The following is a 14,701-nucleotide window of genomic DNA, read 5'->3' as shown; positions in this document are numbered from 1 at the left end:
AGGGGGAGCCGTTGTCGCAGGGCATTGGGCAACAAAAAACCGCCTCAGAACGAGGCGGTGCTGGAAGAGGGCGGTGCCCAGGCGGGCTGGCCAGGTCGACCAGCACACAGGCTAAAGATCAGCGCAAAAAGGCGTCGTATCCGGTCTTGAGGATCAGCGCGGCGACCACGACGATGAACATGCCACGCACAAAGCCCGAGCCCTTTTTCAAGGCCATCCAGGTGCCCAGCATGCTGCCCAGGATGTTGGCGACGGCCAGCGGAATCGCAAAGTGCCACCAGACATGGCCCTTGGCGGTGAACAGGATCAGCGCTGCCACATTGGTGGCGATGTTCAGGATCTTGGCGCTGGCCGAAGCGTTCAGAAAGTCATAGCCCAGCCAGCGCACCATCAGGAAAACGAAAAAGCTGCCGGTGCCGGGTCCAAAGAAACCATCGTAGAAGCCAATGGTGGCGCCAATCGCGCAGGCCACCCAGGCCTCTGCACGGCCGCTGTAGCGCGGCGCATGGGTCTGACCCAGCTGCTTTTTGTACAAGGTGTAGGCCAGCACGGCGATCAGGATGATCGGCAAGGCCTTGCGCAGCATGCTCGGGTCCACCACGGTCACCGCCCAGGCCCCCAGCAGCGAGGCGACGAAACCTGCGCCTGCCGCCGGTGCAATGGCGGCCCAGCGCATATCCACGCGCTTGGCGTACTGGCGCGCAGAAATCAGCGTGCCCCAGACGCCAGCGCTCTTGTTGGTGCCCAGCAAGGTAGCCGGTGGTGCAGAGGGGAAAGCGCCAAACAGCGCGGGCACCAAAATGAGGCCGCCCCCACCGACGACCGCGTCGACAAAGCCCGCGAACATGGACGCGAGCGTAACAAAGATCCATTCCATGGGGCGAGATTGTCGCACCGCCGCAAGGAGCCAGGCACCGTACCAGGGCGGCTAAATGCAAGGCCGCCAACGGAACAGAGCGCGTAACGGAAGGCTTGGGGTGGGGAATTGCGTGCCTGTGCCCAAGGACTTGGCCAGAGGGCGAAACGCATCAGGCGCCCAAAAACAAAAGCGCCCAAAGGGCGCTTTGAAGGAGCATCTCGTTTTTATTGATGCCTTATATAAATGTTCGAATTCTAGAGATGTCTCCTCGGTCCTCTCGCAGAGCACTGTTTCAGTGCCTCGAGTGCCTCTACTATAGGCCATCGCACCTGCATGGTGCATTGGGATTTACCCCAAAGGTAACTGATTTGGTGCAGATTGCAGGATGGGACCACTTTTTGCCCCATTCGCGCGCCCAACCGCCCCGGAACAGCAAAAAATGAGACAAAACTGCCGTTTCAGCGCCCGTGAACCGGTCGATAACCCCTCAAGGGGACGTGGTCAGCGCAGCAGCGGCCGTAACCGCGCTGAAACTCTGTAGCGCACCATCATGGCCCATGGCTGGCGCGGATCCACTCCGAAGCCCGCTCGGCCAGCATCAACGTGGGCGAGTTGGTGTTGCCACTGGTGATGGTGGGCATGGCGCCGGCATCGACCACGCGCAAACCCCGCACGCCGCGCACACGCAGCTCGCTGTCGAGCACGGCCATCGGATCGTTGTCGGCGCCCATCTTGGTGGTGCCCACCGGGTGGAAGATGGTGGTGGCAATATCGCCGGCCAGGCGCGCCAGGTCCTCATCGCTCTGGTACTGCGCGCCGGGCTTCCATTCCACCGGCTGGTACTTGGCCAATGCGGGCTGTGCGGCAATGTTGCGGGTCACGCGCAGGCTGTCGGCCGCCACCTGGCGGTCCTCGGCGGTCGAGAGGTAGTTGGGCGCAATCGCCGGCGCGCTGCGGAAATCCGCGTTCTTGATCTGCACGGTGCCACGGCTGGTGGGGTTGAGGTTGCAGACGCTGGCGGTGAAGGCCGGGAAGCTGTGCAGCGGCTGGCCAAAGGCATCGAGCGACAGCGGCTGCACGTGGTACTGGATGTTGGGATGGGGCTGGCTTGCGCTGCTGCGGGTGAAGGCCCCCAGTTGCGAGGGCGCCATGCTCATCGGGCCGCTGCGCTTGAGCAGGTATTCCAGCCCGATCTGTGCCTTGCCCCAGAGGTTGCTGGCGAGCACGTTCAGCGTGGGCGCGCCATCGATCTTGAAGACCGAGCGGATCTGCAGATGGTCCTGCAGATTGGCGCCGACGCCCGGCAGCTCATGCTGCACGGCAATGCCATGCTGCTGCAGCAATGCGCCGGGGCCAATGCCCGAGAGCTGCAGGATCTGTGGCGAGTTGATGGCGCCCGCGCTCAGCACCACCTCCTTGTCGGCCTTGACGATGGTCATCTCGGTGCCGGTCCAGACCTCCACCCCGGTGCAGGCGAGCTGGCCGTCGGCCTGGCGCTCCAGCACCAGGCGGCTGACCTGGGCATTGGTCCACATCTCGAAGTTGGAGCGCCCATAGCAGGTGGGCCGCAAAAAGGCCTTGGCGGTGTTCCAGCGCCAGCCGTTCTTCTGGTTCACCTCGAAGTAGCCCACCCCTTCATTGCTGCCCCGGTTGAAGTCATCGGTGGCGGGGATGCCGGCCTGCTGGGCGGCCTGCGCAAAGGCATCCAGAATGTCCCAGCGCAGGCGTTGTTTCTCGACCCGCCATTCGCCGGTGCTGCCGGTGCGGCGGTTGCCATGCCACTGCGCAACGCTGGGGCTGGTCTCGCCTTCCTGGTCCAGGCGCCAGTGGTCTTCGTGGCGCTTGAAGTAGTTGACCGTGTCGTTCCAGCGCCAGCGGGCGTCGCCGGTCAACTCGGCCCACTGGTCGTAGTCGCGGGACTGGCCGCGCATATAGATCATGCCGTTGATGCTGGAGCAGCCGCCCAAGGTCTTGCCGCGCGGATACAGCAGGCTGCGGCCGTTGAGGCCAGCATCGGGCTCGGTCTTGTACAGCCAGTCAGTGCGGGGGTTGCCGATGCAGTACAGATAGCCCACGGGGATGTGGATCCAGTGGTAGTCGTCGCGCCGGCCCGCCTCGATCAGCAGCACCCGGTTATGGGTTTTGGCGCTGAGGCGGTTGCACAGCAGTGCGCCCGCCGTGCCTCCACCGATGATGATGTAGTCGAAACTTGTGTTGTCTCCAGATTGCATATGCGGTCTTCTTATCAGGGGGCGCCAGGCGTCCACGGTCCATCGAATGAATCGGCAAGTTTGTGGTCAGTATGCCGGGCTTGCCAAGCGGGAAAACCAATGCCCTGTCACCCACCGCGCCTACTGCCGTCCGCCGCCAAGCGTGGTGTAGATGCCGCAGTGCTGCGGCTCGGCGATACCTTCCTACAGAGGCACGCGCTGTGATCGCCGGCGCGCAGGGTGCGCCTGGGTGACAGACCGGCTATAGTGCGAATGGCGTGCGCGCAGGGCGACACGCTTTGTTTTTGGACCCATGGACGATACAGCCCCTCATCTACAGCAACACCAGGACGGCACGCAGCGCTGGGCGCAACTGCGTGGGCGCTGGGGTGCGGCTGAGCTGGGCCAGCGCTCGCTGTGGCGCGATCTGCGCCGCCAGCTCGATGGCGCGGCACCCAGCGCAGAACAAGGCTGGGACCTGTCCGAGGTGCAGTGGCTCGACCACGTGGGCGCGCAGCTCTTGTGGGACCACTGGGGCCAGCAGTGGCCTGCGCAACTGCGCACCACCGATCTGCAGCGCCAGATGCTCGAACGCGTTGCCTCGCTGACGATGGGCTGCCCACCGGAGACCAAGGTCAACTGGTGGGGCTGGCTGATCCAGCTGGGCCTGGTGCTGCTGGGCTTCATGGCCCATGTGCGCAGCATGGTCGAGATGGTCGGGCAACTGCTGCTCGATGTGCTGCGCTTGATCAAAAACCCGCTGCGCGGCCCCTGGCGCGATGTGTCGGGCCATTTGTATGCGATGGGTGCCACGGCGTTGCCGATCACCGCCCTGGTGGGCTTCCTGATCGGTGTGGTGCTGGCCTATCTGATGTCGCTGCAGCTGCGCCAGTTCGGTGCCGATGCCTTCATCGTCAATATTCTGGGTATCTCGCTGGTGCGGGAGCTGGGGCCCTTGCTGGGTGCCATCCTGGTCGCCGGCCGTACCGGCTCGGCCATCACCGCGCAGATCGGTGTGATGCGGGTCAACGAAGAGCTCGATGCCATGCAGGTGATGGGCATTGCACAAGGCTACCGCCTGGTGATGCCGCGCGCACTGGCGCTGGCACTGGCGATGCCGCTGGTGTCGATGTGGACCACGGTCTGCGCGCTGGTGGGCGGCATGATGGCCGCTGATGCCGCGATGGGCGTATCGCCTGCCTATTTCCTGCAGGCGATGCCGGGCGCGGTCGATATTGCCAACCTTTACCTGGCTCTGGCCAAGTCGGTCACCTTTGGGGTGGCCATTGCGCTGATTGCCTGCCATTGGGGGCTGGAAGTAGAGCCCAACACCCAGAGCCTGGGCCGGGGCACGACTTCGTCGGTGGTGATCTCGATCACTGCGGTGATCGTGCTCGATGCGATCTTTGCGATTGCGTTCCGCAAGGTGGGGTTCTAGTGATGGACAAGACTGCATCCCCCCTTTCCAACGCAGCGTCCAGCGATGAGAAGGTCGTCGATATCCGCAAGCTGTGGACCGTGTTCGGCCAGGGCGAGCGGGCTTTTGCGATCCACCAGGACCTGGACATGGCGGTCTACCGGGGCGAGATTCTGACCCTGGTCGGCGGCTCGGGCACCGGCAAATCGGTGCTGTTGCGCCAGATGCTGGGGCTGCTGCAGCCTGCCAAGGGCGAGGTGCTGATCATGGGCCAGCCGGTCCGGGAGCTGAGCCTGCGGGGCGCGGCCTCGCGCATCGGCATGCTGTTCCAGCAAGGGGCGCTGTTCTCGGCTTTCAATGTGCTGGAGAACATCGCGTTTCCGCTCAGCGAGCAGGGCACCTTGCCCAAGGACGTGGTGCGTGATGCCGCCATGGTCAAGTTGCAGATGGTGGGCCTCAAGCCCGAGCATGCGACACGCATGCCGTCCGACCTGTCGGGCGGCATGATCAAACGTGTGGCATTGGCCCGCTCGCTGATCATGGACCCGCCACTGCTGCTGCTCGACGAGCCCACTGCCGGGCTGGACCCGAACAGCTCGGACGAGTTCTGCGATCTGCTCAAGGACCTGCATGGCGAGCTGGGGCTGACCGTGGTCATGGTCACCCATGACCTGGATACCTTGTTTGCGCTGTCCACCCGCGTGGCAGTGCTGGCCGAAAAGAAAGTGATCGTCTCGGGCACACCGGCCGAAGTGGTGCAGTTCAAGCATCCGTTTATTGAACATTTCTTCCTGGGTGAGCGTGGACGCCGTGCAATGGCTCCGGTGGCGCTTGGTGGGGTGAAGGGATAGCTATGGAAAACAAATCACACGCACTGGCGGCTGGATTGTTTGTGGTCTTGCTCACGGCGCTGGTCATCTTCCTGAGCCTATGGATGGGCAGGGACAACACGAACTACACGCGCTATGAACTGTCCACCCGTGAGACCGTCAGCGGCCTGCAGCCGCAGGCCGCGGTGCGCTACAAGGGCGTGGCCGTGGGCCGCGTGACCAAGATCGAGTTCGACCCGGCCAAGGACGGCACGGTGCTGATCATCATCGCGGTCAACTCGGAAGCGCCCATCACCAAAACCACCTACGCGATGCTGGGCTACCAGGGTGTCACCGGCCTGGCCCATATCCAGCTCGATGACGACAACACCGAAACCACGCCACTGCCGCCCGGCCCCGATGGCATTCCGCGCTTGCGCGTCAAGCCCTCGCCCTTTGGCCAGATTGCCGAGCAGGGACCGATCATCCTGCAGCAGGTGGAAGACGCGACCCGCAAGGTCAACGACCTGCTCAGCCCGGGCAACCAGCAGGTACTGGTGGACAGCATGAAAAGCCTGGGCCAGGCGGCCCAGAGCCTGGACCAGCTGAGCAAGCGCCTGATCGTCACCGTCGATACCAAGCTTGACCCGGCACTCGCCAGCCTTCCTGCCATCGCGCAGGATACGCGCAAGACGCTGGCCGGTATCCAGAAAACCTCCAGTGATGTGAGCACGGCGGTGGGCAGCCTGGCGGCCAAGGGCGGGGTGGTGGACCAGATGGGCCAGGCGGTCGAGAAGGTCAGCGACGCGGCCGACAACTTCAACCGCAGCACCTTGCCAGCCATGGGCCGCACGATGCACGATGTGGGCGCCGCCGCGCGCCGCATGGGCGATACGGCCGATGCGTTCAAGAACAACCCGCAGTCCCTCATTTATGGCAGCTCCAATGCGCTGCCAGGCCCTGGCGAGCCAGGTTTTGTAGCCCCGCCCGCCGTGGGCAGCGGCCAATAGGATGGATGCCATGATTTCTACTTCCCTGCGTCGCCGCCTGCACGGCGCTGGCCGTGCCGCCCTGGTGGTGACGGCCGTGGCGGTGCTGGCCGCTTGCTCGGCACTGCCGCAAAAGCCCCAACCGGTGGCACGTTATGACTTCGGACCGGCGCAGGCCCTGGCGGCACCGGCCACGCCCGCCGCGACGACCGAGCCCCTCGTTCTGGCCACTGTGCGCGCGGCCGGGGTGCCCGATGCCAGCGCGTCCATCTACTACCGCCTGGCCTATGCGGATGCACGCGAACTGCGGCCCTATACCCAGGCCAGCTGGGTGCTGCCAGCGATGCAGCTGATCCAGCAGCGCATGCGCGATGTGCTCAGCGGCCAGCGGGCCGTCTTGCTCGATGACGATGGCGCGACGCCACTGCTGCGCAATGCCGCCTATCCGGCCATGCTGCGGCTGGAGGTGGTTGATTTCAGCCAGGTATTTGACTCGGCCCAGTCCAGCCATGGCGTGCTGCGCATGCGCGCCACCTTGAGCGAGATCACCCCCAAGGGTGAGCGCTGGCTGGCCCAGCAGGTGTTCGACGCCCGGCAACCTGCCACCAGTGCGGATGCGGCGGGGGCTGCGGCATCGCTGGCCGCTGCCACCGACCAGGTGGCCCAGCAGCTCGATACCTGGTTGCGCCAACAGAACCGCTGATGCGTGCAGGATGGAGGCGCCCGCTGTGGCGCGCATCGGCCGCCTGGGTGCTGGGCGCCTTGGCCGTGGTGCCGCTGTTGGCCGCCGAGATGGGCGACGATGCCTACCGAGATGCCGTTGCCCAGCTGGATGCACGCGCTGAAAAAGCCTTGGACCATTGCAAAAGCCTGGCTGCTGGGTCCGGCGGGCAACGCCGCTGCACCGTAGAGGCCGAGACCCAGCATGCGGTAGACGCTGCTGCGCTGCAGGCGCGGCGCCACCCCAGCGGCAACAACCGCTTCAAGGCCCTGGCCGCCCAGGTGGAGCGCCAGCATGCGCTGGCGGTCGAGGACTGCAAGAGCCGCCATGCCGGCAACGACAAGGACAGCAAGAGCGCGCAGCAGGACTGCCTGCGCGAGGCCAAGCAAAAGCGCGCGGCGGGCATACAGGATGCGCACCAGCAGGCGGCCAGTGAGGTCTCCATCTTCACGCCACCCAAGAGCCAGGCCGAACGCCAGCGCGAAGCCGATCTGGACACCGCCATCCGCAAGTGCGACAGCCTGCTGGGCGACGCCAATGTGCAGTGCGTGCGCGGCCTGTCGCCTGAGGCGCGCCTGCGTGCGATCAGCCGGGGCAGTGGCGCGCCGCCGGCCAAATAGGCGCCCACCTTTGAAACGCAACCAGGCAGCCCGAGGGCTGCCTGGTTGCTTTTTGGGGAGGTCGCAGGCGCTCAGAACCGCTGCTGTGCCAGCAGCAGCGAGCAGCGCAGCCGCAGCCACATCAGGCGCCGGGCATTGGCCTGCAGCGGCAGCTGGCTGCCACGCTCCAGCCATTGGTCACGCAGCGCGCGCAACTGGCAGCGCGTCATCTGGTGCTGGGCCTGGCGCCATTGCTGGCGCTGCTGTTCCATCTGGGTGTCGGTGTTCATGCGTTCTCCTGGGGGCGTGGGGCAAAGGTCTTGGGCGCGTGGGTGGGCTCGGGGGTATCGCCTTTGCCAAACGCATACCAGTCGACCTTGCGGGTGGCCACCATCACGATCGCCAGCACGGCAAACAGGGCGAGCGAGCCGACGGCCAGTGCGGTCTGCTCCAGCTGCAGCAGCACGAACAAGAGGCCATACATCACCGCGATCAGCGCCGCAAACGGCAGGCCGCGCCGCAGGCTGCCCAGGATGTGGCTGGCGTAGTAGCCCAGCAGCAGCACGCAGGCGCCGGCACCAATCGCATAGGCCTTTGTAAAGCCCAGATGCTCGGACAGGCTGATCAGGAGCAGGAAGAAAATGCACAGCGCCGAGCCCACCAGCAGGTACTGCACCGGGTGCACGCGCAGCTTTTTGAGCACCTCGAACATCGCCACGGCGACAAAGGTGAGCACCACAAAAAGCAGGCCGTACTTGGTGGCGCGGTCGCTCAGGCTATAGGGGTTGACCGGGTCGATAAAGCTGGTGCCGAACTGCTCCAGGCACTGGCTTTCTTCGGTGGCATAGGGGTAGGTGGTGTCGGCCGTGCCCAGGCTGCACAGCGATCTCTCTTGCACAAAGGCCTGGCGTGCGGATGAGGCCAGCGCCGGAATGCTCCAGCTGGCGTCGAAGCCCTGGTCGTTGATCTCACGGCTCAGCGGCAGGAAGTTGCCACCAAACGAGGGATGGGGCCAGTCGGCCTGCATGCTGACCTGGTTGGTGCCGCCCAGTGGTACGAAGGCCAGGCGCTCGGTGCCCATCAGCTGCAGCAGCAGGACCACTTCCATCGCGTGGCTGTCGTTGCCACTGGCGGCGGCCATGGGCTTGGTCTGCAGGCCCCGGGTGTAGACGCCGTGGCCGGTGCCCGGCTCCAGCGGCAGCGTCTTGCCATCGACCTGCAAGGTCGCGCTGCGGATGCCGCGCGGATCGCTGAGCGGCAGGACCAGGCGCGGTGCATCGCAGTGGCGCACGGCGCTGCCCTCAGGCTTGCCTTGCAACTGGTTGCCCGGCGCAAAGCGCGCCACCAGCTTGTCATGCATCAGGAAGGTGTTGACCTGGTAGAGGCCACGGGCGCGGGGCTGCATCTCGGCCCGGGTCTGATGGCTGAGCTCGTCGGGCAACGCATAGCGCTGAAAGCTGACCAGCCGCGTTTCCACACGCCCTTCACTGTCCTTGCCGCTGACTTCACGGGTGCAGCGCTGGGCCAGCACCGGGCCAAACAAGGTCTGTGATCCGGCGGTGCTGTTGACCACGCTTTGTACTGCGCGGTCGCGGTTGTAGATGCGGTCGCGCACCACGTCGCTGATCATCATCAGCGCCACCAGCAAAAGCGCCATGGTGATGGCCAGGCTCAGGGCCTTTTGCACCAGTCTGTTTTTCATGCATTCCTCGTTGCTCTGTGTATCGGTGCGGCGAGTGTCAGCGGCCCCGGTGAGCCGAGCATGAAGTCTGTGAAGGCAGCGTGAAGTGCTGGTGCGCTGGGGGGAGGTGCTCAGTCCGGCGCCGAAAAATCAAGGCTGGCGCGCAGGCCGGGCTGGGTGTTGGCAAACTGCAGCCGGCCACCATGCAGCAGCATGATGCGCTGCACGATGGACAGGCCCAGCCCGGTGCCGCTGCGCTCGCCATTGGGGCGCGGCGTGGTGAAGAAGCGCTCGCCCAGGCGGTGCAGCAGGCTGTCGGGTACGCCCGGGCCGCTGTCCTGCACGCTCAGGCGCTGGGGCTCCAAGGTCAGCACGATCTGGCTGTGCGCGGGCGAGAAATCCAGCGCATTGGCCAGCAGGTTGCTGATGGCCAAGGTGACCAGCGCTGCATCCCAGGCGCCCTGGCTGTCATCGCCTTGCAGCCGCAGTTGGATGCCCTTTTGCGCGGCGGTGGCCTGCAGCTGCGCGATGGCCTGCACGGCACAGGCGCGCAGGCTGGTGGGGGTGCCAGCCTGGGCCAGCCCGTTGCGCTGCTCCAACTGGCTCAGTTGCATCAGCTGGTCAATCAGGTTTTGCAGGCGCAGGCTCTGGTCCACCACCTGCTGGGCAAACATCGCGCGGTCGGCGGCGGGCAGGTCGTCCTGCAGCAGCTCGCCTGCGCCCCGGATGGCGGCGACCGGGCTCTTGAGCTCATGCGTGAGGGCGCGCACATAGCCTTCGATGTAGTCGCGCCCTTCCAGCCGGCGGCGCATCGAATCCATGGCCTGGGCCAGGTCGCCCAGCTCGCCGGGAACATCGGGCACCTCGGGCGTTTTGGGCGGCAACAAATGGCCTTGCGCCTCCTGCAAGGTGGGGCCCTGCACATGCTGGGCATAGCTGCGCAGCTTGCGCACCTGCACCACCAGCCACCAGGTGATGGCAAAGCCGACGGCGGCCGACAGCAGCAGGAACAGCACACCGCCGCGCAGCATCTTGCGCTCGCTGCTGTCGATGATGCTCTGCACCGCATTGGCCGGCTTGGAGACGGTCAGTACGCCGAGGATGGCGCCATCCCGCGCGATGGGCGCGGAGACATACATGACGCTGGTGGCCTCATCGGTAGCCACTTCGCGCGAGGTGCGGGCGCCGTATTCGCCGCGCAGGGTGAGCGCCACATTGCGCCAGCGCGAATAGTCGGCCCCCACATCCTGGCCGGCGGAATCGAACAGCACGCGGCCCTGGGCGTTGGTGACCGTCACGCGCAGGTCCAGTGCGGCCTTGCGCGTGTCCCAGATCCACACCCGCAGCGGTTGCTGGAAGGCGGCCTGCACATGCTGGGCAAAGCGGCTGTTGCTGCTGCCGCTACCGCTGCCCAGCTTTCCATCGGCCAGGTCATCGCTGGCCTGGGCGGCCAGCAGGTAGGCGGTCTCGACCAGGGTGTCTTCGGTCACCTTGCGCACGCTGGGCTTGATCTCGGCCATGAACACGCGCAGCACAAAGAAGGCGGCCAGTCCGTTGATCAGGAAGAAGGCAAACAGCAGGCGGATCCCCAGACGCATGGCCAGTCCTCAGTCGCTGTCGCGCAGGCTGTAGCCCATGCCCCGGTGCGTGGTGATGAAGTCGCGGTCGGCCACCACGGCGCGCAGCTTGGCGCGCAGGGTCTTGATGTGGGTGTCCACCGTGCGGTCGGTGCTGTCGCTGTGCAGGCCCCAAACGGCATCGAGCAAATGGTTGCGGCTGAGGATGCGGCCCTGTGCGGCCAACAGGCTGCTGAGCAGCTGGAATTCGCGCCGCGTCAGATCCAGCAGCACGCCTTGCAGGCGCACGCACTGGCCGGTTTCGTCGACCTCGAAGTGGGTGCGGGCGGCGTGGGGCGGGGCAATGCTGGCAGAGGCTGGCGGCGGTGAAAACTGCTGGGCACGGCGCAGCAGCGCGCGGGTGCGGGCCACCAGTTCGCGTGGGCTGAAGGGCTTGCTCAGGTAGTCATCGGCGCCCAGCTCCAGGCCCAGCACGCGGTCCACCTCTTCGCCCCGGGCGCTGAGCACCAGGATGGGCGCGGGCGAGCCATTGGCACGCAGCTGGCGGCACCAGTCCAGGCCATTGCCATCGGGCAGGCCCACATCGAGCAGCAGCGCATCAAAGCGACCACTGGCCCACTGCGCACGGGCATCGGCCATCAAGAGGCTATGGGTGCAGCGGATGCCATCGCGCTCCAGCGCATAGCAGACGGTGCGGGCAATGGCTGGGTCGTCTTCCAGCAGCAGAACATGGGGGGTAGAGAGCATGTTGGCTTGGGTCTGAACGGCGGCCTAGCGCCCGCCGCCGGCATCGATGAAGGAGCCGGTGCAGTAGCTGCTGAGGTCGGACATGAGCCAGTAGATCGCCTGGGCGATTTCGTCGGCAGTGCCGCCGCGCCCCAGCGGCACGCCGGCCGACAGGCGCTGCACGCGGTCGGGCTGGCCGCCGCTGGCGTGGATATCAGTCTCGATCAGCCCCGGGCGCACGCCGTTGACGCGGATGCCTTGCGCGGCCACCTCATGCGCCAGGCCCAGGGTCATGGTGTCGATGGCGGCCTTGGAGGCCGCATAGTCCACATACTGGTTGGCCGAACCCAGGCAGGCGGCCCGGCTGGAGACATTGACGATGCTGCCGCCGGCGCCCCCTTCGGCGGTGCTCATGCGGCGCACCGCTTCGCGGGCGCACAGAAAGCTGCCCAGCACATTGGTGTCGAACATGCGGCGCCAGCGCGCCATGTCCATGTCCTGCAGGCGCTGGGCGCGGTCCACCACACCGGCGTTGTTGACCAGGGCGCCCAGGCGGCCCAGCTCCTGGTCGATGCGGGCAAACATCGCCAGCACCTGGGCCTCGTCGGCCACATCGGCCTGCACGGCGATGGCGCGGCGGCCCAGGGCCTGCACGGCCTGCACCACGGTGTGGGCTGCTGCTTCATTGCTGCTGTAGTTCACGGCCACATCCCAGCCATGGCGGGCGGCGAGCAGGGCGGTGGCGGCACCGATGCCACGGCTGGCACCGGTGATGAGGACGATAGAGGTCATGGCAGGTCGGCTCACAAAAGATGCCCTATCTTAGGCGAGCTTGCGCCGTCTGCACATGCCGCATTCAAGGGGCAGGCAGCGCGGCCAGCCGGTCGAGCGCCTCGGCGTCCTGGTCGCTGACGGGCAGGTAGACCACCATGCGCATGCCGTTGCGCGGCGCTGACCACCAGTAGGTCTGGCGCAGATGGAGGATGCCCACAACAGGGTGGTCAAAGGTCTTTTCGTTGTTCTCCGGGCTGCGCACCTGGTAGCGCTCCCAGGCATTGCGGAAGACGGGCGACTGCGCCAGAAAATAGTCCAGCCGCCGGGCAATGGCCGGGTCGTTGCTTTGCTGGGTGTAGGCGGCGCGGAACATGGCCACCATACGCTCGATGGCTTGGGGCTCATGGCGCATCACGCGCTGCCACTGCGGATTGAACAGGTTCATGTGCAGGCAGTTGCGCTCCAGCGCAGGCAACTGCTGCAGCGATACGCCCATCAGCCGCTCATAGGCGGCATTGGCGTCGAGCAGGTCAAAGGCGGCGCTTTGCATCTGGGCGGGGTAGGGCAGCATCTTGTCCAGCAACTGCCGGTGCAGGCAGCCCGGTGCTTCCAGCAAGCTGGGGGCAGGCTGGTCCAGCTTGATGCCTGCCAGCACGAGCAGGTGGCGCAGCTCGTCGTCATTGCATTGCAGCGCCCGGGCGATGGCCTCCACTGCCTGGCGCGACGGCTGTACCTCACGGCCTTGCTCAAGCTTGGTGTACCAGGTCACGCCAATACCGGCGAGCTGGGCGACCTCCTCGCGCCGCAGGCCGGGGGTGCGCACGCGGCCGTGGCGCGCCAGGCCCATGGCGGCAGCCGACAGGCTCTCGCGCCGGGCGCGCAGAAAGTGGCCCAGCTCCTGTGAGGGGGCAGAGGCCGCAACGGCAGGCGGGGCATGGGTGGGGGTGGCTGCAAGCATGGTCTTGGACGGTTAGGGTAGCGGCAATGGTGCAGTGCAGTATAGGCCTTCCAAGCCTAGGCTACGTAAGATCTTGTACCAGTCTAAAAAACATAACACACTGGCGCCCTGTTTTATTTTCAGGCGCAGACTCCCATGCGAAGAATCACTGCTGACAACGCCACCTTTGGCGTTTTTCTGGCCTTCCTGCTGATCCCCCTGTCGGGCATCGGCACCGATATCTACCTTCCTTCGATGCCCGCCATGGCCCAGAGCCTGGGCGGCACCGCCTCCCAGATCCAGCTGACCTTGACCTTGTTCATCGCCGGCTATGGCCTGGGCCAGCTGGTGGTGGGCGTGCTGCTGGACCGCTTTGGCCGCTGGCGCCCCACGATGGTGGCGCTGGCCTTGTTTGCGCTGTCGAGCGCGGCCATTGCCGTCAGCGACGACATCGTGGTCATCTGCGCGCTGCGCCTGCTGCAGGGCCTGCTGGGCGCGGTGGCCGTGGTGGGCAAGCGCACCTTTTTTGTCGATGTGTTCCGGGGCCCGGCGCTGCAGCGCTACCTGACCTGGATGACCGTGGTCTGGTCGCTGGGACCCATCTGCGCGCCTTTTATCGGCGGCTTTGTGCAGACCCACTGGGGCTGGCGTGCCAACTTTGTGGTGCTGGCCGCGTTCTCGGTGGTTGCGCTGGTGCTGGAGCTGCTGGGCGGCGGCGAAACCCTGGCTCAGCCCCAGCCCATCCGGCCGCGTGAAGTGGCCAGCCGGGCCTGGGAGATCATGCGCAACCGCGCCTTTGCGCGGGGCGTGCTCTGCGTCAGCGCTGCCTATGCGATGGTGATGGGCTGGAGCATGGCCTCGCCCTTCATCGTGGAGACCGTCTACCACCGCCCACCGACCACGACGGGCTCGCTGGCGCTGCTGATGGGCCTGGCCTGGATGGGGGGCGGCCTGATCGCCCGCGCAGCGATGGCGCGCTCGCTGGCGGCCAAGCACCAAGGTGCCTTGCTGGCCATGGCCGGCTTTATTGGGCTGCTGGCGCTGACGACCTGGCTGCCCGCGTCCTGGCCATCGCTGGAAGTGATGGCGGCCGTCGCCTTTTGCATCCATGTGGCGGCGGGACTGGTGTTCAATATCCACTTCGCCCATGTGCTGTCGATGTTCCCCAAACACGCTGCCTTGTCGGGCGGCATTGCCGGCGGCCTGGCCTTTTTGCTGACCTCGCTGCTCGCATCCTTGGGCATCCACCTGGTGAACCCGCAGACGGCGTTGGGCCTGGCGGCGGTGTATGGCGGGCTGGCCTTGCTGCTGGTGGCAGCCTGGCTGACGATGCTGGCGCGTCCGGCACCAGCAGCGGCCTGCGCCACGCCATAATCGGCGAGGCCCGAATCTTGAATCTGTT

Annotated in this window: 14 protein-coding genes; 6 read left to right on the top strand and 8 right to left on the bottom strand. The window is 65.9% G+C overall.

The window, feature by feature from the left end; all coding sequences use genetic code 11:
* Positions 1–118: 118 nt before the first annotated feature.
* Entirely contained in the window at positions 119–877 is a 759-nt protein-coding gene (locus LPW39_RS08065) for a sulfite exporter TauE/SafE family protein (RefSeq protein ID WP_230773307.1), read from the bottom strand.
* Between the two features lie 530 nt (positions 878–1,407).
* Entirely contained in the window at positions 1,408–3,090 is a 1,683-nt protein-coding gene (locus LPW39_RS08060) for a GMC family oxidoreductase (RefSeq protein WP_230773303.1), read from the bottom strand.
* Between the two features lie 292 nt (positions 3,091–3,382).
* Between LPW39_RS08060 and LPW39_RS08055 the strand changes: the two genes are divergently transcribed.
* The 5 genes from LPW39_RS08055 to LPW39_RS08035 are packed head-to-tail and all read left to right on the top strand — an operon-like array spanning position 3,383 to position 7,625.
* Complete coding sequence (locus LPW39_RS08055) at positions 3,383–4,507, top strand: MlaE family ABC transporter permease (protein ID WP_230773301.1); 1,125 nt, start codon at positions 3,383–3,385, stop codon at positions 4,505–4,507.
* 2 nt (positions 4,508–4,509) lie between these two features.
* Positions 4,510–5,337, top strand: coding sequence for an ABC transporter ATP-binding protein (locus tag LPW39_RS08050; protein WP_230773299.1), 828 nt, complete (start codon positions 4,510–4,512; stop codon positions 5,335–5,337).
* A gap of 2 nt (positions 5,338–5,339) precedes the next feature.
* The gene (locus LPW39_RS08045) at positions 5,340–6,305 is read left to right on the top strand and encodes an MlaD family protein (RefSeq protein WP_230773293.1); all 966 of its coding nucleotides are present in this window, start codon (positions 5,340–5,342) and stop codon (positions 6,303–6,305) included.
* Between the two features lie 10 nt (positions 6,306–6,315).
* On the top strand, positions 6,316–6,987 hold the full coding sequence (locus LPW39_RS08040; protein ID WP_230773291.1) for an ABC-type transport auxiliary lipoprotein family protein: 672 nt from the start codon (positions 6,316–6,318) through the stop codon (positions 6,985–6,987).
* Positions 6,987–7,625: a hypothetical protein gene (locus LPW39_RS08035; RefSeq protein WP_230773288.1), complete on the top strand. Its 639-nt coding sequence runs from the start codon at positions 6,987–6,989 to the stop codon at positions 7,623–7,625. The genes LPW39_RS08040 and LPW39_RS08035 overlap by 1 nt, the downstream gene beginning before the upstream one ends.
* A 71-nt stretch (positions 7,626–7,696) precedes the next feature.
* Here LPW39_RS08035 and LPW39_RS08030 read toward each other — a convergent pair whose 3' ends face one another.
* The 6 genes from LPW39_RS08030 to LPW39_RS08005 all read right to left on the bottom strand — a co-directional run bounded on the left by LPW39_RS08030 (position 7,697) and on the right by LPW39_RS08005 (position 13,320).
* On the bottom strand, positions 7,697–7,894 hold the full coding sequence (locus tag LPW39_RS08030; RefSeq protein ID WP_230773286.1) for a hypothetical protein: 198 nt from the start codon (positions 7,892–7,894) through the stop codon (positions 7,697–7,699).
* A complete protein-coding gene (gene creD / locus LPW39_RS08025; RefSeq protein ID WP_230773284.1) occupies positions 7,891–9,306 on the bottom strand; it encodes a cell envelope integrity protein CreD in 1,416 nt (471 codons plus the stop codon). Before creD ends, LPW39_RS08030 begins: the two co-directional genes overlap by 4 nt.
* A gap of 110 nt (positions 9,307–9,416) precedes the next feature.
* A complete protein-coding gene (gene creC / locus LPW39_RS08020; RefSeq protein WP_230773282.1) occupies positions 9,417–10,883 on the bottom strand; it encodes a two-component system sensor histidine kinase CreC in 1,467 nt (488 codons plus the stop codon).
* Between the two features lie 9 nt (positions 10,884–10,892).
* Entirely contained in the window at positions 10,893–11,609 is a 717-nt protein-coding gene (creB, locus tag LPW39_RS08015; RefSeq protein WP_230773281.1) for a two-component system response regulator CreB, read from the bottom strand.
* Between the two features lie 24 nt (positions 11,610–11,633).
* The gene (locus LPW39_RS08010) at positions 11,634–12,380 is read right to left on the bottom strand and encodes an SDR family oxidoreductase (protein ID WP_230773280.1); all 747 of its coding nucleotides are present in this window, start codon (positions 12,378–12,380) and stop codon (positions 11,634–11,636) included.
* 64 nt (positions 12,381–12,444) lie between these two features.
* Positions 12,445–13,320 (bottom strand): helix-turn-helix transcriptional regulator, encoded by an 876-nt coding sequence (locus LPW39_RS08005; protein WP_230773278.1) that lies wholly within the window; start codon positions 13,318–13,320, stop codon positions 12,445–12,447.
* A 135-nt stretch (positions 13,321–13,455) separates the two neighbouring features.
* Here LPW39_RS08005 and LPW39_RS08000 point away from each other — a divergent pair, with 135 nt between their 5' ends.
* On the top strand, positions 13,456–14,673 hold the full coding sequence (locus LPW39_RS08000; protein ID WP_230773277.1) for an MFS transporter: 1,218 nt from the start codon (positions 13,456–13,458) through the stop codon (positions 14,671–14,673).
* The last annotated feature ends 28 nt before the right edge of the window (positions 14,674–14,701 follow it).

Origin of the sequence: Comamonas koreensis (assembly GCF_021026195.1) — a bacterium.
In the GTDB taxonomy this organism is placed as follows: domain Bacteria; phylum Pseudomonadota; class Gammaproteobacteria; order Burkholderiales; family Burkholderiaceae_C; genus Comamonas; species Comamonas koreensis.
Note: the sequence above shows the minus strand (reverse complement) of the source record. Positions and strands in the feature narration are given on the sequence as shown.

Excerpts from the sequence above, each read along its gene's own strand:
- LPW39_RS08055 (WP_230773301.1), top strand. The coding sequence starts at position 3,383 with ATGGACGATACAGCCCCTCATCTACAGCAACACCAGGACGGCACGCAG.
- LPW39_RS08060 (WP_230773303.1), bottom strand. The coding sequence starts at position 3,090 with ATGCAATCTGGAGACAACACAAGTTTCGACTACATCATCATCGGTGGA.
- LPW39_RS08035 (WP_230773288.1), top strand. The coding sequence starts at position 6,987 with ATGCGTGCAGGATGGAGGCGCCCGCTGTGGCGCGCATCGGCCGCCTGG.
- LPW39_RS08005 (WP_230773278.1), bottom strand. The coding sequence starts at position 13,320 with ATGCTTGCAGCCACCCCCACCCATGCCCCGCCTGCCGTTGCGGCCTCT.
- LPW39_RS08065 (WP_230773307.1), bottom strand. The coding sequence starts at position 877 with ATGGAATGGATCTTTGTTACGCTCGCGTCCATGTTCGCGGGCTTTGTC.
- LPW39_RS08030 (WP_230773286.1), bottom strand. The coding sequence starts at position 7,894 with ATGAACACCGACACCCAGATGGAACAGCAGCGCCAGCAATGGCGCCAG.
- creD (WP_230773284.1), bottom strand. The coding sequence starts at position 9,306 with ATGAAAAACAGACTGGTGCAAAAGGCCCTGAGCCTGGCCATCACCATG.
- LPW39_RS08000 (WP_230773277.1), top strand. The coding sequence starts at position 13,456 with ATGCGAAGAATCACTGCTGACAACGCCACCTTTGGCGTTTTTCTGGCC.
- creC (WP_230773282.1), bottom strand. The coding sequence starts at position 10,883 with ATGCGTCTGGGGATCCGCCTGCTGTTTGCCTTCTTCCTGATCAACGGA.
- creB (WP_230773281.1), bottom strand. The coding sequence starts at position 11,609 with ATGCTCTCTACCCCCCATGTTCTGCTGCTGGAAGACGACCCAGCCATT.
- LPW39_RS08045 (WP_230773293.1), top strand. The coding sequence starts at position 5,340 with ATGGAAAACAAATCACACGCACTGGCGGCTGGATTGTTTGTGGTCTTG.
- LPW39_RS08010 (WP_230773280.1), bottom strand. The coding sequence starts at position 12,380 with ATGACCTCTATCGTCCTCATCACCGGTGCCAGCCGTGGCATCGGTGCC.
- LPW39_RS08050 (WP_230773299.1), top strand. The coding sequence starts at position 4,510 with ATGGACAAGACTGCATCCCCCCTTTCCAACGCAGCGTCCAGCGATGAG.
- LPW39_RS08040 (WP_230773291.1), top strand. The coding sequence starts at position 6,316 with ATGATTTCTACTTCCCTGCGTCGCCGCCTGCACGGCGCTGGCCGTGCC.